Origin of the sequence: Methylacidiphilum sp. Yel, from assembly GCF_004421185.1 — a bacterium.
In the GTDB taxonomy this organism is placed as follows: Bacteria; Verrucomicrobiota; Verrucomicrobiia; order Methylacidiphilales; family Methylacidiphilaceae; genus Methylacidiphilum.
Genome location: NZ_LXQB01000040.1, coordinates 1 through 26,747 on the forward strand (window position 1 = coordinate 1; position 26,747 = coordinate 26,747).

Annotated in this window: 22 protein-coding genes; 5 read left to right on the forward strand and 17 right to left on the reverse strand. The window is 43.6% G+C overall.

The window, feature by feature from the left end:
* Positions 1-418: 418 nt before the first annotated feature.
* The 5 genes from A7Q09_RS06470 to panC all read right to left on the reverse strand — a co-directional run bounded on the left by A7Q09_RS06470 (position 419) and on the right by panC (position 6,716).
* Positions 419-2,092 (reverse strand): outer membrane beta-barrel protein, encoded by a 1,674-nt coding sequence (locus A7Q09_RS06470; protein ID WP_244228580.1) that lies wholly within the window; start codon positions 2,090-2,092, stop codon positions 419-421.
* Positions 2,093-2,249: 157 nt separating this feature from the next.
* Positions 2,250-3,635, reverse strand: coding sequence for a sigma-54 dependent transcriptional regulator (locus A7Q09_RS06475; RefSeq protein WP_134390457.1), 1,386 nt, complete (start codon positions 3,633-3,635; stop codon positions 2,250-2,252).
* Between the two features lie 14 nt (positions 3,636-3,649).
* Entirely contained in the window at positions 3,650-4,819 is a 1,170-nt protein-coding gene (locus A7Q09_RS06480; RefSeq protein WP_134390458.1) for a PAS domain-containing sensor histidine kinase, read from the reverse strand.
* Positions 4,820-4,920: 101 nt separating this feature from the next.
* Positions 4,921-5,952: an N-acetylmuramoyl-L-alanine amidase gene (locus A7Q09_RS06485; RefSeq protein ID WP_134390460.1), complete on the reverse strand. Its 1,032-nt coding sequence runs from the start codon at positions 5,950-5,952 to the stop codon at positions 4,921-4,923.
* Entirely contained in the window at positions 5,940-6,716 is a 777-nt protein-coding gene (panC, locus tag A7Q09_RS06490) for a pantoate--beta-alanine ligase (RefSeq protein WP_134390462.1), read from the reverse strand. The genes A7Q09_RS06485 and panC overlap by 13 nt, the downstream gene beginning before the upstream one ends.
* A gap of 387 nt (positions 6,717-7,103) precedes the next feature.
* On the opposite strand from panC, the gene A7Q09_RS06495 reads away from it, so the two are divergent.
* Positions 7,104-8,009 carry a tellurium resistance protein gene (locus A7Q09_RS06495; RefSeq protein ID WP_134390464.1) on the forward strand — a complete coding sequence of 302 codons (906 nt, stop codon included), beginning with the start codon at positions 7,104-7,106 and terminating at the stop codon, positions 8,007-8,009.
* A gap of 157 nt (positions 8,010-8,166) precedes the next feature.
* On the opposite strand, the gene A7Q09_RS06500 is transcribed toward A7Q09_RS06495, so the two are convergent.
* Positions 8,167-8,667, reverse strand: coding sequence for a bifunctional nuclease family protein (locus tag A7Q09_RS06500; RefSeq protein WP_134390466.1), 501 nt, complete (start codon positions 8,665-8,667; stop codon positions 8,167-8,169).
* A gap of 116 nt (positions 8,668-8,783) precedes the next feature.
* Between A7Q09_RS06500 and speA the strand changes: the two genes are divergently transcribed.
* Positions 8,784-10,748 carry a biosynthetic arginine decarboxylase gene (speA, locus tag A7Q09_RS06505; protein WP_134390468.1) on the forward strand — a complete coding sequence of 655 codons (1,965 nt, stop codon included), beginning with the start codon at positions 8,784-8,786 and terminating at the stop codon, positions 10,746-10,748.
* A gap of 142 nt (positions 10,749-10,890) precedes the next feature.
* Here the strand turns inward: speA and A7Q09_RS06510 are convergent, their stop codons facing one another.
* Positions 10,891-11,817 (reverse strand): LysR family transcriptional regulator, encoded by a 927-nt coding sequence (locus A7Q09_RS06510; protein WP_134390470.1) that lies wholly within the window; start codon positions 11,815-11,817, stop codon positions 10,891-10,893.
* 40 nt (positions 11,818-11,857) lie between these two features.
* Here A7Q09_RS06510 and A7Q09_RS06515 point away from each other — a divergent pair, with 40 nt between their 5' ends.
* From A7Q09_RS06515 to A7Q09_RS06525, 3 genes are all read left to right on the forward strand, one after another.
* A complete protein-coding gene (locus tag A7Q09_RS06515) occupies positions 11,858-12,598 on the forward strand; it encodes a YggS family pyridoxal phosphate-dependent enzyme (RefSeq protein WP_134390472.1) in 741 nt (246 codons plus the stop codon).
* Positions 12,599-12,616: 18 nt separating this feature from the next.
* Positions 12,617-13,441: a hypothetical protein gene (locus A7Q09_RS06520; protein ID WP_244228582.1), complete on the forward strand. Its 825-nt coding sequence runs from the start codon at positions 12,617-12,619 to the stop codon at positions 13,439-13,441.
* A 63-nt stretch (positions 13,442-13,504) separates the two neighbouring features.
* On the forward strand, positions 13,505-13,969 hold the full coding sequence (locus tag A7Q09_RS06525; RefSeq protein ID WP_134390475.1) for an Rrf2 family transcriptional regulator: 465 nt from the start codon (positions 13,505-13,507) through the stop codon (positions 13,967-13,969).
* 107 nt (positions 13,970-14,076) lie between these two features.
* Here the strand turns inward: A7Q09_RS06525 and A7Q09_RS06530 are convergent, their stop codons facing one another.
* From A7Q09_RS06530 to rpsO, 10 genes are all read right to left on the reverse strand, one after another.
* On the reverse strand, positions 14,077-14,793 hold the full coding sequence (locus A7Q09_RS06530) for a hypothetical protein (protein ID WP_134390477.1): 717 nt from the start codon (positions 14,791-14,793) through the stop codon (positions 14,077-14,079).
* Positions 14,790-15,617, reverse strand: coding sequence for an ATPase (locus A7Q09_RS06535; protein ID WP_134390479.1), 828 nt, complete (start codon positions 15,615-15,617; stop codon positions 14,790-14,792). Before A7Q09_RS06535 ends, A7Q09_RS06530 begins: the two co-directional genes overlap by 4 nt.
* A 227-nt stretch (positions 15,618-15,844) precedes the next feature.
* A complete protein-coding gene (locus A7Q09_RS06540; protein WP_134390481.1) occupies positions 15,845-17,206 on the reverse strand; it encodes a hypothetical protein in 1,362 nt (453 codons plus the stop codon).
* A 12-nt stretch (positions 17,207-17,218) separates the two neighbouring features.
* Positions 17,219-18,658, reverse strand: coding sequence for a leucyl aminopeptidase (locus tag A7Q09_RS06545; RefSeq protein WP_134390483.1), 1,440 nt, complete (start codon positions 18,656-18,658; stop codon positions 17,219-17,221).
* Between the two features lie 40 nt (positions 18,659-18,698).
* Positions 18,699-19,934, reverse strand: coding sequence for a 4-hydroxy-3-methylbut-2-enyl diphosphate reductase (locus tag A7Q09_RS06550; protein ID WP_134390485.1), 1,236 nt, complete (start codon positions 19,932-19,934; stop codon positions 18,699-18,701).
* A 62-nt stretch (positions 19,935-19,996) separates the two neighbouring features.
* A complete protein-coding gene (locus A7Q09_RS06555) occupies positions 19,997-20,545 on the reverse strand; it encodes a hypothetical protein (RefSeq protein ID WP_134390487.1) in 549 nt (182 codons plus the stop codon).
* Between the two features lie 300 nt (positions 20,546-20,845).
* Positions 20,846-21,937 carry a 6-phosphofructokinase gene (locus A7Q09_RS06560; protein ID WP_134390488.1) on the reverse strand — a complete coding sequence of 364 codons (1,092 nt, stop codon included), beginning with the start codon at positions 21,935-21,937 and terminating at the stop codon, positions 20,846-20,848.
* A gap of 84 nt (positions 21,938-22,021) precedes the next feature.
* Entirely contained in the window at positions 22,022-22,507 is a 486-nt protein-coding gene (locus A7Q09_RS06565; protein WP_134390490.1) for a redoxin domain-containing protein, read from the reverse strand.
* A 44-nt stretch (positions 22,508-22,551) separates the two neighbouring features.
* Positions 22,552-24,681: a polyribonucleotide nucleotidyltransferase gene (locus A7Q09_RS06570; RefSeq protein WP_134390492.1), complete on the reverse strand. Its 2,130-nt coding sequence runs from the start codon at positions 24,679-24,681 to the stop codon at positions 22,552-22,554.
* A 54-nt stretch (positions 24,682-24,735) separates the two neighbouring features.
* On the reverse strand, positions 24,736-25,014 hold the full coding sequence (rpsO, locus tag A7Q09_RS06575) for a 30S ribosomal protein S15 (protein ID WP_394346624.1): 279 nt from the start codon (positions 25,012-25,014) through the stop codon (positions 24,736-24,738).
* Positions 25,015-26,747: the final 1,733 nt, after the last annotated feature.

The following is a 26,747-nucleotide window of genomic DNA, read 5'->3' on the forward strand; positions in this document are numbered from 1 at the left end:
TCTATCTGCTTGTTCTTCTCTTCCACAACGCTCGATTCATCGCCCTCAGCTGCCTTTTTAGAATGTTTCTTTTTAGGATGCGCCGCTGGAGAGGATGATCCTTCATCCTGGCTGAAAGCTGGATAAAGAGCTACGATAAGAAAGAGTAAAAATGCATACCCCAGCTGACTAATCATTCTTCTAAACACCTGTTGCCTCCTATTTCAGTGTTATTGGCCAATAAAGATTTTTTCTCTCAGTCTTTCCTCCTCTTTTTCCCTATTCTTGGTTGAGAGAAAACTTTTTTTGGCTATTGAGCACAAAGCAACTTTTATGCCATTCTTTATAAGAGAAATAAAAGATTGAGGAGGACTCAAAAATCTGATTTCAGGTATCAAAAAGAAGACAATAAAAAAGATAAGTTAGAATAAAAAAAAGATTAATAAGTAAAAACGACTTCAATGGCTCCAAAAAAAAGGGGGCCAGAAGAAGAACCTACTAATCCATTCCCCTTCAAACCGATCCGGGAGGGGTTAACAAGCAAATTTGGTTGATAATAATCAAGCACATGGTTTCCAAAATCGGTTCTGCCTTCTATCCGTACCATAAGATTATCCGCTATATCGAACCGAAGAGTTAGCGTAGTTTCCCAAATGTTTGCTGGGAATATGAACCCTTCCAGATAGGAATTCCAACTTGCCTGTAGGTATTGTTCTCTCAAATTCAGGCTAAAATAATTATTGAATTTATACAGCTGGTATAGTCCGACACCCAACCAGTTGGTCGGTCCATCGTAGCCTAAAGAAAAAGGGAAGGGAGGGAATATCCCAAGGAGTTGTTGTTGCGACAGGCCAAAGGTAGTGAGGCCGCTAGGCGCCACGGCATGGTTATAAAATCCACCTACCAATTCGAAACTGAACATAAGCTTATCCCCAGGAACAACGGAGGGAATCCAGGAGCCAAAATCGTTAAGTTCCATATAAGTCCCATTATTGTTATAAGGACCAGGAATAATATCCCCGTTTGCATAAGCCCCAGGATAAGCGAGAGTTGCCGAAGGGGATGTGCCAAACCCCGGAGGATTGGTTCCATTAAATCCGTAAAGGAGAGCGAAAGTGTTCAATAGCTTTTTATTGGTTGACTCATAGTCAAGGTTGAAAGTGACTAAATAGGTCGGCAGTTGGTTCACCATATTGTCTAAAAATCCAAAATAGGGATATCCTCCACGGGAAGTATTAAAGCCACCATCAACTAGTCCTCCTCTCACTCTCCAGGAAGCATTTATCACATAATAGATTTGGCTGCCGACAAGGACAAAGGGCTCGACATTGTTAAAAAAAAGGCCGTAGGAAAAATTTAGGTTAGCTGGCCTTTCCAGGACTTCAAATCCTACAGGGGCTTCAAATTTGCCTAGATGGATTTCGACCTTATGATTCTCTCCAGCGGGGATTTGGACGGCCACATACGCTTGCTCGACAAAGATCGTGCTTGTGTTTAGGCCAAAAGTGGTGGAATTAGCGGTCCCCAAGCCTTCAACGGCATCCGGCACACCAAGACCCGCATCCTGACCAAGCATCAAATCAAACCTAAAGGCACCATCAAGCTTATTTTCCTTTGATAGTTCTCTTTCTAATACCACTTTGAGCTGATTAAGATTGAATCCTCCTCCTGGAATCCCATCGTCAGCATACCGCAGAGGTGCAACAGGGACGGCCGGCCCGAAGGTGGGTTTCCCATTTAGAGTTTGAGAAGCAAAGGATGGCAGCGAACCAAAAGCGGGTGCATTAAAAAAATTGTAATCGTAACTTGCGTCCACGTAGCCACTAAGTTTGATGGCAGGCTTTGGGGGAGGCAGGGCTATACCTTCTTGTTCAAGAATTTTTTCTAGCTGATGGACCGTTGGCGCTTCTGTTTGCTGGGTCGTTTCTTTTTTTTCATCCATAGAAGAAGCATTTTCCTCTTCAATAGCTTTTCCGATAGTTGGATAGGCCAATAGAATGAGGAAAAAAAAAAGATACCACCAGCACGTATACTTTTTCCATGGCAACAGAATCCAAAAAAAACAACAAGAAATTATAGAAGCAACAGAGTCAAATTTTACCAATTGATTCAATGAAAAGCAGTAAGAAACCAAGAGCTATTTTCCCCTCCCCTTTGAAACAGCTGACTTTGGAAATGAGCTAGAGAGCCAATTCTTCTAGAGCTTCGTTAGCCTTCTTTTCCTCTTTCCATCTGCTCTTAGATCTTTTCTGAAACTCCTCCCAGAGACTTTAGCCATTATGGCAATCAATATCAAGAAGCTGGAACTGTTTCATTTTTCTTTGAAGGGTTTTTCGACTGATCCCAAGCTTTTTTGCAGCATGCGTTTTTTTACCATGACAGAATTTGAGAGCATCAAGAATGATACGTTTTTCAGCTTCTTTTAAATTAAAACAATCGGCATTTTCTGCACTGAAGCTACTCGTCGTTGCGGCTTTGACTGCTCTTACTCTTTCGGGCAGATCTTTTGGATAAATTTTTTTCCCCTGACAGAGTACCACGCCATGTTCTATAGCCATTCTCAGCTCACGAACGTTCCCTGGCCAGTCATATTCCAAAAGGATCTTTTGAGCCTCTGGACTTAAGCCCTCGATTTTCTTCCCATTTTCTGCAGCAAATTCCTCAAGAAAGGCTTGAATCAGCAAAGGAATATCCTCTTTTCTTTCTCTTAATGGGGGCATAGTAATACGCACAACATTGAGCCGAAAGAAAAGGTCTTCTCGGAATTTCCCTTCTTCTACCATCTTTTCCAAGTTCCGATTAGTTGCCGCAATAACTCGGACGTCTACCGGAATTATTTTATTGCTTCCGACCCGCTGGATCGATTTTTCTCCTAAGGCACGAAGCAACTTGACTTGCGTGGGCAGATCAATTTCTCCAATTTCATCTAGAAAAATGGTCCCTCGAGCTGCTTCTTCGAATCTGCCAATCCTTCTTTCAATGGCTCCTGTAAAAGCGCCCTTTTCATGGCCAAAAAGCTCACTTTCCAAAAGCTGTGGGGAAAGCGCCGCACAATGCACGACCACAAAGGGGAAATTTCTCCTTGGACTGAGTTGATGGATCGCGTGGGCAGCCAGTTCTTTGCCTGTTCCACTTTCCCCTTCGATCAACACAGTTGCCTTACTTAAAGCCACCTGTTTAATTTTTTCGAAAACTTCCTTCATTACCAGAGAGGAGCCTATCATTTTCTCCAGGCCATATTTCAAGTTGAGCTGGCGTTTTAACTGTAGGTTCTCTACTTCCACTTTTCTTGACCGGTAGGCTCTTTTTAGTATTATTTCTAGTTTTTCTAAATCCACCGGCTTAGTAATGTAATCGTAGGCCCCTTTTTTAATCGCTTCCACGGCGTTTTCCACCGATCCATAAGCGGTCATAAAGATACAAAGGGGGGGGACAGAAAGTGCTTTCATCTTTGTCAGAATATCAAACCCCGACTCTTTCCCAAGCCGTATATCTGCCAAAACAATATCAATCGGCTCGTTTTCCAAAATATTGATGGCAGTAAGGACATCCGAAGCCTCATACACTTCATAGTCCTCAGCCAAGGCCATGACTAGGCCCGAACGCGTTCTTTTTTCATCCTCAACGATCAGTAGTTTTGGATAATCAATGTCCATGCTAGAGCGTTTGGTTAACTTTTATCTTGGGCCATTGGTAAGAGCCTGATTAGCCGCTCGGCACGAGGTAAGAGAATTTTTACGGTTGTCCCTTTTCCATCTTCGCTTTCTATTTGAACTTCACCGCCATGATCGCGGATAATCCTCCGAACTATGAGTAATCCTAAACCTGTGCCTGAAGCTTTCGTTGTAAAATAAGGTTTAAAAACCTGACTCATTGCTTCTTGAGGGATTCCTCCACCATTATCTTGAAAAGAGATAGTAAGAAAGGAGTCGTCATAATGGGTGCTGATTTTAATGATACCGTTTTTGCCAACCGCTTCTATACCATTCTTAAGGATATTATAAAAAGCCTGTTTAAGCTGGTTTTTATCCGCCCGTAGCAGAGGAAGACCCCGGTCAAGATTCATTTCCAGTAGAATATCCAAGTTTTGAAATTCAGGAGAAAGAAATTCCACGGTTTGTTTAATCACCTGATTGACAGAAAGAAGCCTCAATTTGGGAGGAGAAGGCCGGATCGCCTTCAAAAACTGGTTGATAATCCCATCCAGCCTGCGCAGTTCTGAACGAATAGCTGCAAAGGAACTTTCTATTTCCTTCTTTCCTTTTTCCTCGGTTTTCTGAAGAAGCTTTTTGAACCTTTTTTCGAGCAACTGAAAATGGATGCTTAAGGCATTGATAGGATTACCCAATTCATGCGCAACACCGGCAGCAAGCATAGTTAAAAGATTAAGTTTTTCAGTTTCTATCACCTCTAGGGTCTTTTCCCTACTTGCCGTAATGTCATAAAAAATGGCTATAAAAGCCGCATTCTTCTTCCCAATTTCTTCAAGAGGGATTAACGAGAGGTTCAGATACCGCGGTTCTGGATAAAAAACTTGGAAATCACGACTGACCATCTTTTCCAAAGCAATCAGCTCAGGCCAATCAATGAGCGGCACACACTGTTTTATTTCTTTACCAAGCATTTCTTCAGGATTAACGCCAAATAGCCGCTGAAGAGCCATATTGGCATACTGGATTTTTCCCCGACTGTCCAAAACCACTACCCCTTCTTGCAGGGAATTAAAGATGGCTTCTAAAAAACCCTTTTCCTTAACCAACCGCAGAAAGACATTCTGAATCTCATCCGGTCCAACTCTTTCAAATTTTCCAAGTAGCTTGCTTAAAAAGGAATGGCGCATAGGGATTTCCAAAATCAATAAAATATAAGTTTTTCTAATTTATTTTTCCACTAGGAACTTGTCATCCCTTTATCAGAAAAGCTTCCAGCAAGAAATTCTCATTAAGGGCCAGAACCATCCGACGCCAAGGTGTTGGGTCGTCCCTTCTTTCCTTGCGAATGTATCTGATTGAAAAACAACAGGACGCCCCGAGCGATCGCTTCAGCTAATTTTTGGCGGTAAATCGGATGATCAACAAGTGAGGACTCAATAGCATTAGAAAGAAATCCGCCTTCAACCAACACGCTAGGTAGCAGATTTTCTCTAAGAACTTTAAACCTTGCTCGCTTGAGCCCTCTGTCCATGTCTGGATCTGCAGGATGCAGTCGGATGATCTGACTGTGGATATCATGAGCTAAGAGGATATTGAGCGGATCGGTTTGATTTCCAGGACTAGCGATGTAATCGGTCAGATAGAGCCTGCCGCTATTAGTAGAGGGGGAGCCACGAGGAGAAAGCGCGTAGGTTTCCAGACCATGTCCATCGCCATAGGCCTGATTAAAATGAATGCTTATGAATATATACTCTGGATAATAAGCAGCCATCCGCACCCTCTGATCGAGAGAAACAAAAACATCCTCATTTCGCGTCATGACCACTGGAATTCCTCTAGCCTTCAAAATTGCCGCAAGCCTCCGGGCCGTATCTAGCGCATAATTTTTTTCTGTCCCCTTTCTGGAAATCGCCCCCTTATCCGACCCTCCATGCCCAGGATCTATGACTACCCCCCGATAGAGTCGACTTTGAGGAATCCTCTCTGGCCGCAAAATTGGATCGAACAAGCAGCAAAGGTCCGTTCTAGAAATCCATATCTCAGCTCCCCTTTGAATAATAGGAAAAGAAAGCCAATGCTTGACCCCATCAATAAAAACGACCGAAGAGTTTGGTTTAAAATCCAAGCTCACCAACCCATTGGAAAGATGAACTTCTGTCGCTGGGCTATAAGGCAACTGGGGGAAATGATAAAACCGACAGAAATCTTCTAAGGGCACATATTGGCTTTTACCAAAAGTCGATAGGTGCCACTCTTGGGCTTTGGTAAAGGGAAGACCTAAAAAGAGAAAGAAAAAAAACAGTTTGCTTAGCGTGCGCATGGGAAATTATCTATCAATCTTATTTTATCTATCCAAATGGCTCCACACAATCGCCCGTTTACTTTTTCCACATAATCGACTTTAAAACAAGAAATTTTCTCCAGTTCCCTCCGTGCCCAAGCCTCTGGCTCAGCCATCATGGATGCTTCTTTTAATATTCTTGGGAAAAGGGCAGCGATCTTTTTCTGCTCTTCCGTCAGATAGGCATTCCTTGAACTACAGGCCAACCCACTTTCTTCTCTAACTGTCTCAACTCCAATAATTTCTATTGGTATATAAAAATCCCTCACTATTCGGCGCACCAGTTCGAGTTGTTGGGCATCCTTCCATCCGAAAATAGCTTTAGTGGGTTGGATCAGCCAAAAAAGTTTCATGAGTACTGTGGCAACACCCCTAAAATGGCCTGGCCTTGTTTTGCTGCAACGGCCATTGGAAATATCTTCTTCGACTATCCAGCTGGAATGATCCTCAGCATAGAGTCCCTTTGGGGCAAACAGAACATCTACTCCATTCTCCTCACAAATTTGCCTATCCAGGGGATAATTCCTTGGGTAGATGGCAAAGTCTTCGGTGGGAAGAAATTGGGTGGGATTTACATAAATACTTACAACAGTTAGGCCTGCTTGTCTCTTAGCTTCTTGAATCAAAGCAATATGCCCATGATGCAAAGCACCCATAGTCGGGACTAGACAAACAGGCTGCCCCTCTTTTTTCCATTGAGAAGCTAAGCTTTGCATTATTGAAGGTTCAAAAATTTCCATCATACCGGCACCTTTGTATTTAAGAAGCCTATCTTTGGAACCTATAAAAAAGGTTCTGTACTGAAGAAAAAGGCTTTCCACAAGCAAAAGAGAAAAACAGCCAGGTTCTTTTTCCTGGTGATAGCGTCGATACTTAGAGGGACAAAAATACTAGGTCCATGCCTATAATTTTTTTCTGCTTGAGCTAGCATTTTGACTGTGCCTTATAATTTTTCGCTTTGTCTTTTCCCTGTCAACTGTTAGAAGAATTCCTTAGTGATTTCCTTTGCTGTGTATGCAAGAAACAAAAAAGCATAGGTCATTGAAAAAACTCCTTTGCTTAGCGTCCTGGGCACAATACCAGAATTTTTTTTTAGTCAACAAACGGTGATGTAGGTTAAATGTTTGCTTGTGGATCTATTTTATATTCTTTTTTTCTCTTTACTGCTCTTAGGACTTATTTCTCAAATTTTTGGTTCCTTTCTTTCGACTGGATCCCTACGGGAAAGTACGCTATACGCCCTGCTGTGGATTCTTTTCAGTCTTTTTCTTGGGTTATGGCTTGGTATAAGCAAGGGGGTGGAAAAGGCCTTTGGTTTTTTTGCGGTATTTTGGATCGAATATCTCCTTAGCATCGATAATTTAATCCTTTTTCATGTCATTTTCGAATTTTCGCAAACAGCTGAATCCTTTCGCCACAAACTGCTTAGCCTCGGTATCTTTTCAGCGATCTTTCTTCGTATCCTGCTCATTGTCTGTGGTCTTTTTGTTGCCAGCAGATGGTCTATGCTCTATCCTCTTTTTGGGCTTTTTCTTTTTTTTGCAGCCTATCGGTTGGCTCGGCCTCAAAAAGATAAGCCGCCTGGACTCCTAAGTTATGATAAAAAATTTTTCTTTGGGCCTTTTGTCTATGAGCCAGCTGAAAAAACTAAATTTCTTTTCAAAGATGGTCCAAGGATAGGTTTTGGTTCTCTGGCACTTAGCTTCCTTGCGATTGAAACCACTGATATCCTTTTTGCTTTAGACTCCGTCCCTGCTTCTTTTGCTATTACTACTGATCCCCTTCTTCTCATCAGTGGTAATATTTGTGGTGTTTTTGGCTTACGTTCCCTCTACTTTTTAGTAGAGAGAACAGCCAAAACCTTTGTTTCTTTTAATACCCTCTCCGCCCTGTTGTTGGTCCTGATGGGAATAGAACTCCTCATAAAACCCTGGTTAGAAATTTCCCCATTCTATAGTTTCTGCAGCATCCTTAGCCTGTGTTTAGTCTATGGCTTGATAAAAGGCATAGGGAAAGCAAAAAATAAGCAAAAATAAAAAAAGTCATTCTAAAAAGGTTTTTTTAGAGCTTACGTCAAAGCTAGGAACTCTGCCCTTCCTATCCTCCTTTGCGTCCTTCTCGCTATTAGCCAAAGCAATGGATCGCTTCGGTAGATTATTCCATCGCAAGGAATTCTCTAAAAACAATCAGCACTTATTTAGATTCTTCACCGAAGAGGGGAGGTTCTTCAGGAGGTTCCTGTTGCTGTTTTCTTTGGACTTCTCTCATCTTTTCAAGAAGTTCAGACATATCCTCGACTTCTTCCCAAACATCTTCGGCAACATAAATTGGACATTTGTACTGCAATGCTAAGGTCAGGCAATCACTGGGCCTGGCATCGATTTCAATGATTTTTTTATGGACCTCATTTTCGGCACGCAAAAGGAGTCGAGCAAAATAGGTATTACTCCTTAATTCGTTAATAACGACCCTTTCGACACTGATAGAAAGAGAGTCAAAAATCATGGCCATGAGTTCATGCGTTAGAGGCCTTTCGTTTCTTTCTCCTCTAATCGCCATGGCGATTGCCCGGCCAACATAGCTATCGACGTTTATAACAAATACCTTCTCTTCGTTTCCTAAAAATATAGCAAAACCATTAGGGCTACTTGGTAAAATCCCTTTAACCTCGATAGGAATAACATCATTTCTCACATTCTTTTCTTAATTCGGTTTTGAACACTTTGCAAGGGCTTGAAAGAAAAAAATAAAAAATATTAGACAATCTTTGCGAATTATTTTTCTAATTTTATATTGTGAGTTCCACAGTAATGCAAGCAAAGAACCCATGGGAAATAAGTCAAGCTCTCAATACCTATCAGATACCAAGATGGGGAGCTGGCTACTTTTCTATCAACAAAGAAGGGAACATTTGTGTGAGACCCGTGCAGGATGCAGGTCCCGAGTTAGACTTGTACAAGGTGGTCCAGCAAGCCTTTAGCAGAAAATTAAATTTTCCTCTTCTGCTCCGCTTCCAAGATCTATTACGCCACCGAGTCCTGAACCTCAACCAGGCATTTAATGAAGCGATCGAAGAGGCTGGATACAAAGGCAAATATCGGGCGGTATTCCCAATAAAAGTCAACCAGCTCCGAGAAGTCATCGAAGAGATTATCGATGCGGGCTTACCGTTTCATCATGGACTGGAAGCTGGGAGCAAAGCTGAACTATTCGCTGCCTTGGCCATGCTTAAGGACCCGGAAGCTTTGCTCATTTGTAATGGATTCAAAGACAAACTTTTTGTGGATGCCATTTTTATGGGACGGAAACTTGGAAAAAAAGTGGTCCAGGTGCTTGAAAAAATGGAAGAACTAGATCTGGTCATTGATGCCATGGGCCGTTTTAAGGTTGATCCTCTCATTGGAGTTCGTCTGCAGTTAGCCTCTAAAGGAAGAGGCCACTGGGCTTACTCAAGCGGAGAAGAAGCCAAATTTGGGATCACCACAGCCGAACTGCTACAGGTTATCCAGCGACTGAAAGAAAATGGTCTATCAAACTGTCTACAGCTCATCCATTTCCATATCGGTTCACAAATCCCCGATATTCTAACAATTAAAAGAGCCGTTAGAGAAGCAGCCAGGTATTATGCTAGGCTCTATCAACTTGGCTTTCCGGTTCAGTACATCGATGTGGGGGGAGGACTTGGGGTGGACTATGACGGCAGTCGTTCTACGGAGTCTAGCATCAACTATTCGCTTCAGGAATATGCGCGGGATATAATTTATAATATCGCAGAAATCTGTAATGAAGAAAGAGTGCCCCATCCAACGGTTATTTCTGAAAGTGGGAGAGCGGTCGTTGCTCATCATTCGGTCTTGATTGTCGATGTCCTCGGATCGATTCAAAAAGTCAAACCGCCTTCCCAACAGCCCATTAGCATCAAATCCAAGCACAAGCTTGTTCAGGATCTTCTGGAGATCAAAGCCTTACTGAACAAAAAAAATCGGCTAGAGAACTATCATGATTCTCTTCAGATCAAAGAGGACGCTCAGTCGATGTTCGATCTAGGGCTGCTCGATTTGCAAACGAAAGCTGAAATTGAGACTTTGTATTGGGAAATATGCAAAGAAGTGGTTCATCTTTACAATGGAGCGAAGCAGGTGCCCGAAGAAATTCGCAAGCTTAGGGAGTCGCTAAGCGATCAATACTTATGCAATTTTTCAGTTTTCCAATCCTTGATAGATCACTGGGGCTTAGGTCAAATTTTTCCAGTCGTTCCTATTACGATGCTCAATGAAAAACCAGATAGCCGGGGCTTTCTAGTTGACATTACCTGCGATTCCGATGGAAAGATATGCTCTTTTCTGACTGGAGAAGAAAAACATCAGGCTTCTATCCCTCTGCATAGTTTAGACTCCAAACCCTATTTGCTTGGCATCTTTCTTGTAGGCGCCTATCAAGATATTATGGGGGATCTACACAATCTTTTCGGTCGAGTCAATGAAGCCCATGTGTTCATTGACCCTGATGAGCCGGATGGCTTCTACATTGAAGAAACAATCCCAGCCCTTACGATAGGAGAAGCACTTAGTTCGGTTCAATATGAACCTAAAATCCTTGAAAATGCCATGAAGAGCCAGGTGGATTATGCGATCAAGCAAAACCTGCTCAAACCCAATGAGGGAATGAGGCTTTTAGAATTTTACGAACAGGGGCTAAGAAGATCCACTTATCTAGAGATTGAATACAACCGGCTTTTCTTAAAAACTACTTCTAGCCTGCTTGAGATGGAATGAGCCTATTTTTTTCCTCTCTTTCTTTTTTTCAGGGCTAAGAGTTTTGATTCCTTCCAAAAGACAAAAGCCTTACTATTTTTAGAGCAAACAAACTCTTCAAAGATTCTGTGTTCTTTCCCCATCAACTAAAAAACACTGGCAATTAAGAGGGTGCCCCATTTTTCAAAACGTCCATTGGCTCTATAGGTATTTCCTCTTTTTGAAGGAGTTCTATGAATTTCCTCATGGCGGGGGTTAACATTCTCCCAGATTTATAAAGGATGCCTATCGGCCGGTAACAAGGAGGGCCAGAAAGCTCTAACATTTTCAAAGTTCCGTTTTTGAGTTCTTGGGTAATGGTAGCCATGGGGACGATAGCAACCCCAGCATCTATTTCCACAGCCCTTTTAACTGTTTCCACATTATCAAATTCCATTACAGGACGAAACTCAAGGCCACGATCCCTGAAAAGCTTGTCAAGTTCCCGCCGTGTAGGCATGTCTGAACTAAAGGCGATGAAACCTTCCTTGGAGATTTCCTCCAGCCCTACTTCTTTAAGATTTGAAAACCGGTGGCTCGGACTACAGATAACCACCAATCGATCCTTTCGGAAGGGTTCTATTTTAATCAACTTCCTAGGCGATGGATAGGCCACAATACCAATATCGCTGTGTCCTTCGGCTATATCCTGATAGACCTGACGGGAATGCCGATATTCCACTCGCACATTGACTTCAGGATAGAGTTTAAGAAATTTTTTTAAATAATAAGGCAATTCATGCAGCCCTACACTATAAATAGCCGAAACACGAATAAGCCCTGAAATAGAAGCCTTGATTTCAGTGATCTTCGCCTCTATTTTTAAATAAATGTCAACAATCTCCTTCGAAGCATGATAGAGAATCTCCCCTTCTTTGGTCAGCTGAACTTTCCGGCTCCCCCTTTCGATCAAGGGTACCCCAAAGCGTTCCTCCAAAGAACGGATTTGCTGACTGACAGCAGACTGACTGATCTTGTTGAGTTGGGCAGCTTTGCTAAAGCTGCGGCTTTCTACAAGATCTCTAAAAGCTTTCAATGTTTCAATTTGCATCAGAAAAAATTTTTAAGTAAAACTAATAATTTGTCAAATTATGAATTTTTCTTTTTATACTTCTGCAATAAAAGAACAGTTAGAAAAACTTCAAGAAAAAATAGAAAATGCTACCCAAAAGAGTGGCAGAAGAGCTGATGCGGTGACTGTGGTAGCCGTTACAAAAGGATTTGGTCCTGAGATTATTGAAACACTACTCAAGCAAGGGATCCTGCATATTGGGGAAAATCGGGTTCAAGAAGCTCGCATTAAAAAAGAGATAATCGGCGAAAAAGGCATCTGGCATTTTATAGGGCATCTTCAGAAAAACAAAATAAAACTGACCGCCCATCTTTTTGACTGGGTTGACTCGCTCGACTCTTTGGAAGAGGCTACTTTACTATCTCATGTGGCCAAGGCAATTGGAAAAACATTGAAGGTGTTAGTGCAGGTGAATACTTCTGGAGAATCCACCAAGCATGGCACAACCCCTGAGCAGGCTCAAGCTTTGTGTTTGGCCATCAATGAACTGCCTGGGCTTGAACTTTTAGGGCTCATGACCATTGCCCCATTACTCAAGGAGCCTGAAAAAGCTAGACCCTTTTTTAGGCTTCTAAGAGAGCTACGAGACCAGATAGAATCCCAAACCAATCTTCATTTACCAATTCTTTCTATGGGAATGAGTCAGGACTTTGAAGTGGCAATAGAAGAAGGAGCCACAATGATTAGAATAGGAACCTTTCTTCTTGGTCCACGCCCAAGCCCTTTTCTTAAAAGAGAAGACACAAAAACGTTGCTATAAGGAACTGGAGTCTTGCAATTGAAAAGAGCTCTTTTGCTTTTTTCCCTCTCTACCACCCTTTTATGGCCTTCCACTCTCTTTTCTCAAAATACTTCCAACACTTTTTCTTATACTTTTCTTTTCATTGATGGAAAAACAAAAGAGGAGCTTTCCTTAAAGATTCAACCTCCCTATTTTCGAATCGATCGGCCTAAGGAGCTTTTTTCTATTATTTATAACGAAAGAGAAGATTCCTTTGTTGGCTTAGAGCATAGAGATGGAAGATATTGGAAATTTTACTGGCCACAAATTCAAAAAGCCGTTCAAAAAACAAAAGAAAGTAGCTATAAAATCAAAAGTGATCCTTTTACTGATCCTATCGAACAGAGTATAGAAGAAGTTCTGAATCCCCCACTGTCTACTCATTATGGCAGATTTGAACCTTTTAATCCTCCTCCCCAAATTCCATGGGAACAAAGCTCCCTAACCCGAAACTCCTCTTATGGAGAACTTTCCCAATGGATTGCGAAAAATACCGAGGGGCAATCTGTTTGTTGGCTAGGCTCTTTTTCAGCCTCCGAAATGCAACATTGGGATCAAAGCATTGGCAAATTAAGGAAAGTCTGCCAAATCCTTTCTTTTCTCTTGGGGGAGTATGCCTGGCCTCCTAAAGCCTTAGATTTATGGAGTTCCCTGCCTAAAAACTTAGGAATTCCGGTGGAAACCTATTGGAGGCAAGAAAATAAATCCTTGCAACTGTTCCTCATCCGCAAAGAACTTCTTTCTAATACTACATGGATAGAACCACCCAAAAATTACATGATCGAGGAGTTGCCTTTGCTCGAAGAATACAAAAACGAATAGAAATTTTTATATCCCTATTTATTTTCTAGAGAATATAGTATAAAATAATTTCATTATTCGAGTATGTTTTTAACGAAACGAAGTAAATATGCGCTGCGAGCCCTGCTTTTTCTAGCCAGAGAACAGGCAAGAGGAACGATCTTGATCCAAGAAATAGCTGAAAAAGAGAAGATACCAAAAAAATTTCTGGAATCCATTCTTCTAGAACTCAAGAATAACGGGCTTTTAAGCAGTCGCAGAGGCAAAGGTGGGGGCTATGCCCTGGAGTATTCCCCAGAGAAGATTTCGATAGGCTCAGTTATTCGGCTCATCGATGGCCCCATTGCTCCTGTGCGTTGCGTTAGCCAGTCGGCATATGCGCCCTGCGAGGATTGCTTGGATGAAAAAACCTGTGTCATCCGATATTTGATGAAAGAAACTCGCGATGTCATCGCCACTGTTTTAGATAAAACGACCTTGCAGGAACTCTTGCAAAGAGAAGATATACTCAAAGCGGAAGCTACCGAAGGCTTTGTGTTTGAAATTTAGAAAAAAAGTCTTAAGAACTTTTTCTGCCCTTGGCCTCTTTCTGAGTTTTCTACCGCTCCTGAAAGCTGAAAGAGCATCTTTAGAAAACTTAGCCAATAGCGACCGCTTCAAAAAATTTTCGGAAAAACAATCTTAAGAATGAAAAATAGAGAGGCTCCACCTAAAAAACCTATACCCAAAAGGAACCAGACTGCCCAGATTCTCAACAGATGCTTTTTTTTCTCCAATGTCTCAACGATGCCTAATAACCTTTTGAGTAGCTCATCCTGATTGGAAGGACTCTTGCTTTTCTTGCTTTCTTCAACAACCATTTTCTTGATTTCTTGATGACTATCCGCAAGGGTATGAATAATTTCTTCGATCTGCTTTTGATAATTTTCTAAATAACCAATAAAGTTTCTCATCGCCTCCCTGTTTTCTTCATCCCTTGTCGATATTTGAGTAGGCAAGGATTGAAGCAAGCGGCTAACTTCCTTAGGGATCATGTCTAAATAGGCCGCATTGGCTTCTAGCAAAAGCAAAAGACCAGGAAGGGTATCCAAAGGCTTTTCACCCTGGCAATGCTCCATGTACCATTCCCATGCAAGCTCCCTTTTTTCAGGGGGGAGTCTAGAAATTGCTGCTTTCCAATACCTATGAGGATCCGATAAACTCTCGGACTGCCCATTGACTGGAAGAGGAGGGGAATTGGGTTTTTGTTCATTAGCAATTGGCTGTTCGACCGGCGTTTTAAGCTCTTTTCCAACGGGGATCGAGCCTTTCTGTGTAGGAAAAGCAAAGGAAGGTTTGGGAGGAACAGACCAAGTTGTTTTGAAAGGTTTCATTGAAGATTCGATAAGTTAACCTTAGAACCCCTGGATTTTTGTGTAACTTCTTTGTTTTCTATGGAAGGTTTCTTCCAGTTTTCCATCACTCGCCTTGCCTCTTCATCAGGCAGCAAATAGGAAGCTAGCCTATCGTACTGTTCGAAGATCTTTTTTATCCAATCCTCCAGTATCACCCGATGGAAAAGATCCATCTTGATTTTTTTATCCGATATAATCTCTAAAAGATTTAAGGGTCTTTGTAATTCGATTTCAAGCAAAGACAGATAATTGCGGGTATCAGAAAGCAGGGCAGGGAATTCCAAGGTAGCTGCCCCTAATGCCGTCAGTTCTTTTTCTAGCTGACTACCATCAAACATCCGCGTTTTTGGTGCTTTTGCCCTATTTTTTATCACCAGGTAATCGACATTATCACCAAACTTTTCGACAATCTCTGCTAGTTCGTCCATCACACTCAAGTCATCAATGGGAAAGAGAAAGAGCGTTGTCCGAATCCCCGATTCCTTACTCCAATCTAAAAAATGAGCAAAATCAAAGGAATGTAACAACACTCTATAAAAATGAGCTTGGGGATCTAGTAGCGTCACGGATTTTTCAGGAATTGTTCGAAATATTTTTAAAAAGTCTGCTTCAGGCTCCTCGGATAAGGTCACTAATTTTGCCTCGGGTATGGCTCGCGATAGTGTTTGGTTATCATTATCTAGATCATAAGCCTGCCAGGCCACATTTCTTGCATTCATCCAGAAAATCTGTAATGAGGCCTGCGTTGATTTTCCCACATTGCCTTTGCTTTGCAAAGGTAGAGTCAAACGATGCTTAATCATAACTAATGAATACTCCTCTTTTTTTCTTTTTTTTATTCCTTCCAAGGTTCTTTCCCATCGGCATACCCAAAAATACCCCGCTGAGCGCCTTTTTCTAATCTACTCAAAGCTCATCTAAACCCATTTTCAATATTTTTCAATGAGAAAGTTCAAGCTTTCTTCAACTTTTTAGTTCCTTTTCTAGAGAAAAAAAGCTCATTCCTATAATCCAGTTCCCAAGAGATCTCTTAGGAACCTGGCATAAATCGTAGCACCCATACCTCCTCTTGTGGACTTTGGGAATTATCAAAGCGGGTCGTTTTCAAACCAAAAGCAACTGCTCCTGAACCATCTTCTACTCTAAGACATGAAAAAGGCGTACTTACTGCAGTCCCAAATGTTTTTATCCATAAAAAATCTCCCCTTGCATTTAAAGAGGCAAGGAAAACCCTTTTTGGCTTTTGCCTAGAAGAAGCTTGCAGGGGATATACCTCTTTGATTTCTCCCAACACATAGCAATTCCCTTGACTATCAGACTCTACAGCAACAGGACTGAGAGACACACCAGAACCAAATTGTTTACACCACAGCTGCTCTCCCCTAGAAGAGTAGCGAAAAACAAAGGTCTGAAGACTATAAAGATCCCCAAGGGATCGTCCTTTTTCATCTGGACAGGAAAAACTGCTAGTTACCCCACACACAGTAAGCTCCCCCTTTTTCCCTGCAAAAGCTGAAACCACTAAATTGTTCCAATTTCCAGGAATCAATACATTCCACAAGGTTCTGCCTCTAGTGTCACATTTCCTAAGAAAAATATGGACATGAGTTACTATAAGCGGAGCACTTAACCATCCATAATCCATTGTGTGACCGACGTTGCCAGCATATGGTCCAAATCCAGCAGAATAGCCATAAAGCAAAAGTTCCTGGGGGGATGCAGTGCAGATTCCCTCTAATGTATCAAGCGTCTCAGGACCAGAAGGCAACCAGCTATTTTCAGGGCTTTTCCCAAAAGTAAGTGGAAAACTGTCTATGACTTTTCCATTGGCAGCATAATGGATGATATCCAAAGGACTGAGACTCTTTTTATCCAAAGAAAGGAGGAGGGGAGTTGGAACCACGACATAAGCCCCACCTGCTCCATCACCGATCGCTATCCTTTCTGGTAGTGAGAAGGCCGCTTGACTCTCTATTTTCCATAGCTCTTCTCCTTGCGCTCCAAATTTCCATAAGATAAACCTGTTTTCGATAACACCCCTAATAAATATTTCTTCTTTAGAATCCCCTGAAAAGAGCGAAAACCGGTTGTCCATGCCATAACAATCAGCCAGAGGTTTTTCCCAAAGCTCCCTGCCGTTCTTATCCCATTTGGCCAAAACGATTTTCCATAGATAGGAAGCGCCTGCAAAAGGCTTCTTAGCTTCCCGCGCAAAAAGAAGATATAGCTCCCCATTCGATGCTATGTAGAGATCGTAGGCTTTCTTAATCTGCCCTTGCGCCAAGGGAACAGTCAGTAGTTGTCGTGGCGCGCAAAATAGAGAAGAAAACGCAAGAGAAATAGAGCAAAAGATCGTGAGGCTATCCAACCGGTGGCGCAGAGCACAAGACATACCATTATTCCTTTATGGAGCTTTTCCTTTTAACTGTTCGAGCAGGTACCGGCATATCAATCTGACTCCAAAGCCCGTAGCCCCTTTTTCTAAATAGGGCAATTCTTTGGTGGTCCACGCCGGTCCAGCTATATCCAAATGAACCCAGGGAATATCTCCAACCCATTTTTGTAAAAAGGCAGCGGCCGTACAGGCTCCCCCTTCCCTTCCTCCCACGTTTTTAACTAAGGCTACATCACTGGTAATGGCCTCATCAAATTCTTCTCCTAGCGGAAGAGGCCATAAAGGATCCCCAAAGTCCTCACTGTTTTGCCAGAGAAAATCAGCTAACTCTTTTCTATTGCTGAAAAGACCTGCTTTCCGTTTACCAAGCGCCACAATGCAGGCTCCCGTTAAAGTTGCCAAGTCAAATACCAGCCTAGGGTTAAACTGATCAATTCCGTAAGCCAACGCGTCTGCTAAGACGATTCTGCCCTCGGCATCGGTGTTCAGAACTTCCACGGTCTTCCCCCCATAGATCCGAATGATATCTCCAGGTCTATATGCTTTGCCGCTAGGCATATTTTCTGCAGCCGCCAATATACCCACAACTCTGATCGGCAAATTTAGCTTACTAACCGCTTCCATAACGCCTAAAACGGCGCACCCTCCCATTTTGTCATACTTCATTTCATCCATATGTTCCCCTGGCTTTATCGATATGCCCCCACTGTCAAAAGTTATAGCCTTCCCTACCACAAGCACAGGCTGCAATTGACTGGCTGGCTGATAGTCCAGAACAATCAGCCGTGGCTCATTAGAAGAGCCTTGCCCTACACTTGTTAGCCCCCCAAAACCCTCTTTTTCTAGCCGCTCTACATCAAAAACTTCCACCCTTAGCCCCTGCCTTGCCTGGGCCAACTCCATCGCTTTTAAAGCAAGCGCTTGGGGATTAACATGATTCGCTGGCATGTTGCCTATGCTTCTGACATAATTAACAGCTTCGGCTAGCGTCGCCCCTTGCTGTACTTCCTTTTCTAGCTGTACATAGTGCGATTCAATAATGTCTCCACTTATAATATTCAAAATATCGAGTTTGTTCTTCCTTTTTGCCTTCTCTTCTTTAAACTCTTCGAAACGGTAGGAACCCAGAATCGCTCCTTCTACAACAGCCGCAACAAAAGGCAAAAAGTCGGGTTGCTTTGAAAAATCGATCGAGATCTCTGTTGCTCCAATCTTCAAAAGCGATTTGACGCCAAAGCCTGCGGCCTTTCGAAACGTCTCTGCCCTGTAAGGATGACTGCCTACCCCCACATAAAAAACTCTGCCCCAAGGCTCCCTCCATAAAAGCCCAGTGAGTTTTTTGCCATCGAATTCCTGCGGACTGACTCCCTCCTTTTGAAACTTATCCTGTTCTACAAAAACAATCCTATCCCCCCTGTTTTCCACCTCTTTCTTTAGACTTAAATTCATAGCCGCATCCTTCGTTGTCCATTTGTTTCCTTAAAAGACTCTACTTTGAGTTAGCCAGTAAGGATTCGACTCCAATCCCACGGAGTTCAAAGAGTCTTTGAATCGTCTCTTCGATCAAATTATTGGGACAAGAAGCCCCAGCCGTAATCCCGACATTGATTTCCCCTTCCCCTAGCCATCCTTCCGTAATCACTTCTCTGCCTTCATGCAAGTTCCAATGTCGAATCTGCCGGGATGAGATTAATTTTTCAGCATTTTTAATGAAATATGTTGGCAGCCTACTTTCCCCAATTTCAGCTAAATGAGAGGTATTGCTACTGTTATAGCCACCAACCACTATCAACAGATCGAGTTTCTCCCGATCAAGCATATCCAACAAGGCATCTTGTCTTTCCTGAGTCGCACCACAAATGGTATCAAAAAACCGAAAATGCTTCTGAAGATTTTCTTTTCCATACCTGTCCTCAATGGCTTTACAGATCCGACGTTGCACCTCTTCTGTTTCTCCACGCATCATGGTCGTCTGATTGGCAACCCCTACATGACGCAGATGGATATCGGGATCAAAACCGGGAGAAACAGCGCCTTTAAATTTTTGCAGAAACTCTTGCTTATCCCCTCCATAACGGATGTAGTTGCATACATAATCGGTTTCTTCCAGGTTATAAACGACAAGGTATTGACCGTTCCCATCTTCTCCAATGGCTCGAGAAGCAGTCGCTTTGGTTTCTTCATGCCAAGCTTTGCCATGGATAATAGAAGTCGCCCCTTCGTTACGATACTGTCTTACTCGTTTCCAGACAGTCATCACATCCCCACAAGTAGTGTCAACGATCTGACAGCCTATCTGCTGAATTCTTTTCATCGTTTCTACTTCGGCACCAAATGCAGGGATGATCACTACGTCATCAGCTGTGAGCCCATCTAAAGAATACTGGCCTTGTACCGCCTGCAGCCTTTTTATCCCCATAGCTGTCAGTTGATCATTGACTTCTGGATTATGGATAATTTCACCAAGCAAATAGATCCGCTTGGTAGGGAATACTTTTGTGGTGGCATAGGCTAGATCAATCGCTCTTTCCACCCCATAACAAAATCCAAAGGCCTTGGCCAGTTTGACTGTTATCCCCCCTCCGGAAAGATACCGACCAGTAGTTCGCAAATATTCCACAAGGGGACTACGATAATGGCTTTCGACTTCAGCCTTTACCAGGTTCATTACCTCTGGAGTTCTTAAATTGACTTTTGATGTTTTCTGCTGAATCTTTTCGGTCATTGCTCCCCCCCTTTTCTTTTTCTATACCACTCTCCACCATGCAAGCCAACTTCTTTCAGTTATTAATCTAATTTAGGAAGAGGTGCATCTGTTTTAGGCTCCGGCGGTTTGGCTTTTTCATATCCAGGAGGAGGCCCTTCATAGAATTCTTTGTGTCTAATCTTGCCTCCAGCATGCCCGGTCCAAATGGTCATCAATAGCGCCGCAAAGCCAATGATAATAGTAGCCGTACCTAAAAAATTCATAGCTTTAGGAAATATCCCCAAAGCCACCAGAGAAAGAACTGCAAAAAGTGCTTCAGCATAAAGCACCCAGACTGCCCGCTCTCCCCTTTCTTTATGAGCATCAAGCCAGGCTTTCTCCTTGTCTGAAACCATAGCTTCGACCCGATCATACCCCTCTTCTCCATATCGCTCCACAAGCCATCCTGATGCACAAGTCAAAATGATCAAAACTAACCCCACAGCCTGCACGCCCCTAGATTTCATTACCGAGCCAATGATAAAAGTCAAAAGAGCTAACCCTAATCCATAAATCGGTATAGGATTCAGTAGCACATGAACATACTCAGGTTGTTTAAGAGTCTCCAAAAAGTCTTTGAATTCGTTCACAGTGTTTCCACATTAAAGGCATTGACCCACTCCATGGTTCCGGTATAGTCAAACAGCCTGCTCTATTATAGTTTTGCACAACCCGCTAGCTTTCTTTTTCCCTGCTCCATTTCTTGCGGCAATTGATCTCCGGCTCTGTACTAGCTGATTTGACTGTTTTAAAATAATTTTTCATTTTGTCAAAACCATAGTAAAAAAAGTCAACATTTAGAAGGAAGCAGCCCTTTTCTACCTTTGGAAGCGGTTCCAGCCTGAGACTTAGAGGGAAGAGAAAATCACCACTCTTTATTAAAAAGAAGGCTATTCGCAACCAAAAGAGATACCAAGAGCCCTGGCCGTCTTAATTTCTGAGCAGTTCAAATCCACCTTTTTCAATTCTTTAATAGCTTCATAAATTGGCACAGAACCAATCTTCCCATTCCTGTAACTGACCATGTAGCCAAACCTTTTTTCTCTGATTAAATCGACAGCAGCCGCTCCAAACATCATACCTAAGTTTCTATCAAAGGCTGTCGGCTCCCCTCCTCGTTGAAGATGCCCAAGGACAACAGCTCGAGTTTCCTGGCCGGTTATTTTCATGATGACTTTTTCTAGATGCCTGCCTATGCCTCCAAATCGAACTTCTTTCTTTAAATTGACTTCTTCCTCCAGAATATAATACTGTTCCTCTTTGGGATGCGCCCCTTCAGCCACGACAATCATTGTTTGATGGCTGCCCTCAGCAATTCGCCTGCGGATATGATAAGCTATTTTCTCGTATTCGAAAGGTATTTCGGGAATCAATATCACATTGGCCCCCCCTGCAAGCCCTCCATAGAGCGCAATCCATCCTGTGTAACGGCCCATAACCTCGACAACCATCACCCGCCTATGACTAGCAGCTGTGGTCCGTAGCCTATCCATGGCTCGACACACAAATTCCACAGCCGAATAAAATCCAAAAGAATAGTCCGTTGCCGACAAGTCATTATCAATAGTTTTAGGGACTCCCACAATGGGGACTCTTTCCTCGTATAGTTGCTGTGCAGCCGTCAAAGACCCATCCCCTCCAACACAAATTAGTGCTCCTATTTCCAGCCCCTCAAGGGTCTCTTTAACCTCATCAATGAGATGTTTGGGTAACCTTAAGACCTCTCCAATCCCTGTTTTTGTTGTGAATCTACCTCGATTCGTTGTTCCAAGAATAGTTCCTCCCAATGCGACGATGCCCTGAGTATCTTCTTCATGTAAAATTTGATACCGGACCGGGGAAATAAGCCCTTCAAATCCGTCAATAAACCCATAAACTTCCCATCCAAGGAGCTCCGCAGAACACACCACTGCTCTTATAGCCGCATTCAGCCCTGGACAATCTCCTCCACTTGTCAGCACCCCTATTCGAAAACGTTTCATTTAACACCGTTTATAATATTGATTTACAGGCGGATCATTATCCACACACAAATCCCTTTTCTAAAGAATGGATGGCTTTCTTTTTTATTTGGAAGCAACAGTCTTCAGGGCTTCTTTTAACCGCTCAAAGCTAGGCAACTCAAGAGGAGTGGGAGTCACTTCCACATAACGGATCTTTTGATTTCTATCGATAAGATAGACAGCACGTGCTGCCACATCTCCAATACCCATTAAGGCAGGCAACAAAACATCATAAGCTTTGCAAACCACTTTGTTTAAATCAGAAAGTAAAGGGATTTTGATCCCCTCATGCTTTGCCCACGCTTCTTGAGCAAAAGGGTTATCAACACTTATTCCAAAAACCTTCGCATTGAGCACTGCATACTCATTGATAGAGGCGGTCATGGTGCACATCTCCTGGGTACAAACGGGGGTAAAGGCCATTGGGAAAAAAAGCAACACTACATTATTTTGAGAAAGCTCTTCTTTTAAATGAACTTGTTTTATTCCCTCTGGGTATTTAGAACTTAGGGTAAAATCGGGAGCCAGACTGCCAACTGCGAGTGCCATAACTTTTCCTCCTTTTAAAGTAATAAAATAAAGACGAACAGAAATTATCCAATTCCTTTGGATTGCAGCTCTTTCATTGCCGCTTTCCTACTGAATTTATACCGGCCTTTCTCATCGACCCCTATACATTTTACCCAAATTTCTTCTCCCACTCTCACCACCTGATCCACTCTGCGAACCGGAGTATCCGATAGCTCAGAGATATGGACCAATCCTTCTCCTTTTCCCTTTATTTCAATGAAACATCCAAAATCCTTAACCGATACAACCTTGCTTCTATACAATCCCCCTACCGTCACTTCTCCAACCATATCTTCGATCATAGCTCTTGCGCTTTCTAAACTTTCTGCTGAAGAGCTGTAGATCAACACCGTCCCATCATCTTCAATAGTGATTTCAGCCCCAGATTCCGCAGAAATCCTCTTGATAGTCTTTCCTCCAGGTCCAATCAAAAGACCGATTTTATCCGGATGAATCTTTATCTTTTCTATCCGTGGCGCATGTTTTGAAATTTCAGGTCGAGCCACATTAATGACTTTATCCATATGTTCGAGGATGATCAGCCGAGCCCTCTTGGACTGAAATATAGCTTTTTCCATCACCTCCAAAGGAATCCCTTTGAGTTTCAAGTCCAACTGAAAGCCGGTTATCCCTTTTTTCGTGCCCGCTATTTTAAAATCCATGTCCCCATAATGATCTTCAAGACCAATGATATCCGTCAAAAGACAGTAATGAGACCAGTCAAAATCATCCTCTCCACCTTTGACCAATCCTACAGAAATCCCAGCGACATTAGCTTTGAGAGGCACGCCCGCATCCATTAGCGCCAAGCTTCCCCCACAGACCGTTGCCATCGACGTGGAGCCATTCGACTCCAATATTTCAGAACTTACTCTAATAGCATAGGGGAAATCCTTTTCTGAAGGAATAACAGGCAGTAAAGACCTCTCAGCCAAAGCTCCATGTCCGATTTCTCGACGACTCTGACCAAATACTTTTCCTACCTCTCCCACACTAAAAGGGGGAAAAAAATAATGGAGTAAAAATCGCTTGCTCTGTTCCCCTCCTCCATAAGCGTCTAGTTCCTGCGCTTCATTCAATGAAGCAAGGGTTGCCATGCAAAGGGCCTGGGTTTCTCCTCGAGAAAATAAGGCTGAACCATGGGAACGGGGAAAAATAGAAGTCTCAATTGTAATCGGTCTAATATCCTCAAGCCCTCGACCATCACACCGTTTTTGTGTCGTTAAGACATTCCTGCGGAAAATTTCTCTTTGAACAAGATCAAAAGACCAACTAATTTCCATCGGAGTAGCATGAGGGAAGCTCTGAATAATTTTTTCAGCAATTTCTTGCTTGATCTTTGCTAAGCTATTGTGTCTCAAAGCCTTAGAAGGGACATACAAGGCTGCTTCAATTTGATGGGAATATAGATCAGCAATCCACTTTGTTATTTCCACATTTTCCTTAAACAAGACGCATTGCCTTTTAGGTTTCCCCGCCTTTTCCGCAAGCTCCTTCTGTGCAGAGATTAATTCTTGAATGCTCTGATGCGCGAATGCCAATGCTTTGACAAATTCTTCTTCGGGAAACTCTCTAGCACTGCCTTCGATCATCAACGGAAAATGTTCGCTACCAACATAAACGAGATCAACATCGCTTATCTCTCTTTCTCGATGCGTAGGATTGATAATCCAGCGACCATCAATTTGACCGATACGCACAGCCCCAACCGGACCGTTAAAAGGAACATCCGAAAGCATCAAAGCGGCCGAAGCTCCATTGATAGCTAAAATATCAGGGTCATTTTGTCCATCAGCGGAAAGCAGCGTACCTAAGATCTGCGTTTCGTAAAAATAGCCTGTTGGAAAAAGAGGGCGCAAGGGTCTATCTATCATTCGAGAAGTCAGAATTTCCTTATCGGTAGGCCTCCCTTCTTTTCTAAAGTAGCCGCCGGGGAATCTCCCCGCTGCTGCTGCTTTTTCTCTATACTCAACCTGCAACGGTAAAAAATCCTGCTCTTCTTTTAATTCCGTTACGGATACTACCGTTACCAAAACGGCCGTTTCCCCATAGGACACCGTTACAGATCCATCAGCCATTTTTGCGAGTTTACCCGTTTCAAAGATGATCGACTGATCTCCAATATTTCTCTTTGCATTTACATATTCTGGCATAAGTATCTACTGAGTCTACACTCGACGGCTGAAGCTAGAAAAAGCGCGTTTTTTTTATTTTCTCAGTGAAAGCCGGTTTAGCATTTCACGATACTTTTCTGGCTCTGTTTGATTCAGATAATTTAGGAGCTTCCGTCTTCTATTTACCATCCGAAGAAGTCCTCTTCTTGAACTATGGTCTTTGCTATTATTTTTAAGATGTGTTGTCAACCGCTGAATCTTATTTGTAAGCAAAGCAATCTGAACAACGGCAGAGCCGGTGTCTTTTTCATGCAGTCTGAACTGCTCAATGAGTTTGTGTTTTTCAATTTCTTCATCCATACGCAATGTCATTATTGATTGATATTATTCAGAAGCCGCAAAGTGGCAATAACCTTTTCACATTTTTTATTTAAACTTTAGACATTCGGAGATTCACTCCTTGTCCTGAACCTCCCCATGGCTGAAGCCAGGGGGGGCTAGGGATGAGACACCCTTAATCCTTGCGCCCCTCCCGCTTGCTTGAGAAGCCAACCGCTACGACGTGTGCGTTCTCAATGACGGCTGGCGTTCCCCTTCGGTAGACGGCCCGCTCTGACGCCCCGGAGGCCGTGGGAGACGGCGACGGCCGCCGGAGGCAGAAGCGGTTCCGCACCCGGCCACAGGCCATCTTGATATGGTGTGCATCGAGCCCGTTTCCGGAGGCGAAGCGAGCAAGGAAGGCATAAAAGAGCTCCCTTTGGAGGGGCAGCAGCCGGAAGTCGCAGCGGTGGACCCGCACAGACAGCGGCTTCTTTTCTTCGATGCGCCCGCAGAGGCATGCCTGCGAGAGCATGGTAGGAAATGTCGGGAATTCGTAGAGTCTGCCGCCAGCCCTCTTTGCCTTGCGGCAAACGATGCAGACGAACATCCCGGGTGGCTTGATCTTCACGCTCCGCCCGAAATTTTTTCTGGAAACTTTGATATGCGATCTTCTCGGTCTTGATGATATTCCAGGTTGTAAGAATCTGATTCGCCAGCTCCCCATGGCTTCTCTTGCGCTCGGCTGCAAGGCGTCGCTTAGTTTCTTTAAGCTGTTCCTCAAAGATGCCGATACCGCAAGGAGGCGATCCACCTCTTAAGCGCCTTTCTTCACTGTTAGGTACTCATTAAAATTGTCCGGGTTGGTTGCCCGGCGCGATCGGGTAAGCGCGCTCTCTGGACGGGCCTAAGCTTGCGCCAGGGCTGCTCGACCCCCTGGCATAACTTCTCCAGGTAAGCTGCGGTCTCCCCGACGATCGTAACCGTAGATGGGCCGATATCGAGGCAGGCGTTCATCTTGCCGCGCGCCTGCCGGGTCTTCGCAGGCGGCGTTCCCTTCTGGACGAGCGGCACCTACCAGCGGTCCTGGCTCCGGATCGTCCGTCGAATGACACGGTAGTATTTCGTCTCGAAGGAGAGTGCGCCGACTTGCCAGCCATCGCGGTCCCTGAGGATCGAACATGGCCGGGATCGAAAGGTCCTTCCACTCGATCTTGCCGACACGGAAGCGGATCCCTGCCGCGTTGCTTTTGCCTTCTATCGAGTGGAGGCTCGCAGTATCCCTTGAATCGGGGCATGCCGCGTAGACCGAAGGCGTACTGCTGGACGGCGCAAAAGGGGCGCTTGTCCACTGTCTGCGCTTCATGTGGACCGAGGCGATCGCCAGTCGCACAGCCGCGTCGGCAGACGATCGCAAACCGCTCGAGTGCCGACTGCTTGAAGTCGAAACGGTCGATGATCACGTGACTGAGAGCGGGCACGCTTCCACGCATCCGGCTTGCGGCTTGCGCTCTGCCAGTCCTGGCTCTTCCACATGAGAGCCAGTAGCCGGAGTGACTCTCCCAAGAAAGCATTGTAAATCTGCCTTGCCATTTCGAACCGAATAGAAAGCTAGCGCTCGCCCGCTGGGGTTGTCCGCAGCGGCAGCTCGCAGACGAACGACGGCGCCTAGACTTGCTTCTTCTCAGACATTCTCTTTTGGGCCTTGTTGTTCGATTGGTACTCCACTCAGCCGTTAGAAGACAGATGGATGCATAAATTCAACACCTAACGCGAAAAATCCGAAC

What these genes read in the sequence shown, in the direction of transcription:
- A7Q09_RS06475 (WP_134390457.1), bottom strand. Translation starts at nt 3,635, where the DNA reads ATGGACATTGATTATCCAAAACTACTGATCGTTGAGGATGAAAAAAGA.
- A7Q09_RS06480 (WP_134390458.1), bottom strand. Translation starts at nt 4,819, where the DNA reads ATGCGCCATTCCTTTTTAAGCAAGCTACTTGGAAAATTTGAAAGAGTT.
- A7Q09_RS06485 (WP_134390460.1), bottom strand. Translation starts at nt 5,952, where the DNA reads ATGCGCACGCTAAGCAAACTGTTTTTTTTCTTTCTCTTTTTAGGTCTT.
- panC (WP_134390462.1), bottom strand. Translation starts at nt 6,716, where the DNA reads ATGATGGAAATTTTTGAACCTTCAATAATGCAAAGCTTAGCTTCTCAA.
- speA (WP_134390468.1), top strand. Translation starts at nt 8,784, where the DNA reads ATGCAAGCAAAGAACCCATGGGAAATAAGTCAAGCTCTCAATACCTAT.
- A7Q09_RS06510 (WP_134390470.1), bottom strand. Translation starts at nt 11,817, where the DNA reads ATGCAAATTGAAACATTGAAAGCTTTTAGAGATCTTGTAGAAAGCCGC.
- A7Q09_RS06515 (WP_134390472.1), top strand. Translation starts at nt 11,858, where the DNA reads ATGAATTTTTCTTTTTATACTTCTGCAATAAAAGAACAGTTAGAAAAA.
- A7Q09_RS06525 (WP_134390475.1), top strand. Translation starts at nt 13,505, where the DNA reads ATGTTTTTAACGAAACGAAGTAAATATGCGCTGCGAGCCCTGCTTTTT.
- A7Q09_RS06530 (WP_134390477.1), bottom strand. Translation starts at nt 14,793, where the DNA reads ATGAAACCTTTCAAAACAACTTGGTCTGTTCCTCCCAAACCTTCCTTT.
- A7Q09_RS06535 (WP_134390479.1), bottom strand. Translation starts at nt 15,617, where the DNA reads ATGATTAAGCATCGTTTGACTCTACCTTTGCAAAGCAAAGGCAATGTG.
- A7Q09_RS06540 (WP_134390481.1), bottom strand. Translation starts at nt 17,206, where the DNA reads ATGTCTTGTGCTCTGCGCCACCGGTTGGATAGCCTCACGATCTTTTGC.
- A7Q09_RS06545 (WP_134390483.1), bottom strand. Translation starts at nt 18,658, where the DNA reads ATGAATTTAAGTCTAAAGAAAGAGGTGGAAAACAGGGGGGATAGGATT.
- A7Q09_RS06550 (WP_134390485.1), bottom strand. Translation starts at nt 19,934, where the DNA reads ATGACCGAAAAGATTCAGCAGAAAACATCAAAAGTCAATTTAAGAACT.
- A7Q09_RS06560 (WP_134390488.1), bottom strand. Translation starts at nt 21,937, where the DNA reads ATGAAACGTTTTCGAATAGGGGTGCTGACAAGTGGAGGAGATTGTCCA.
- A7Q09_RS06565 (WP_134390490.1), bottom strand. Translation starts at nt 22,507, where the DNA reads ATGGCACTCGCAGTTGGCAGTCTGGCTCCCGATTTTACCCTAAGTTCT.
- A7Q09_RS06570 (WP_134390492.1), bottom strand. Translation starts at nt 24,681, where the DNA reads ATGCCAGAATATGTAAATGCAAAGAGAAATATTGGAGATCAGTCGATC.
- rpsO (WP_394346624.1), bottom strand. Translation starts at nt 25,014, where the DNA reads ATGACATTGCGTATGGATGAAGAAATTGAAAAACACAAACTCATTGAG.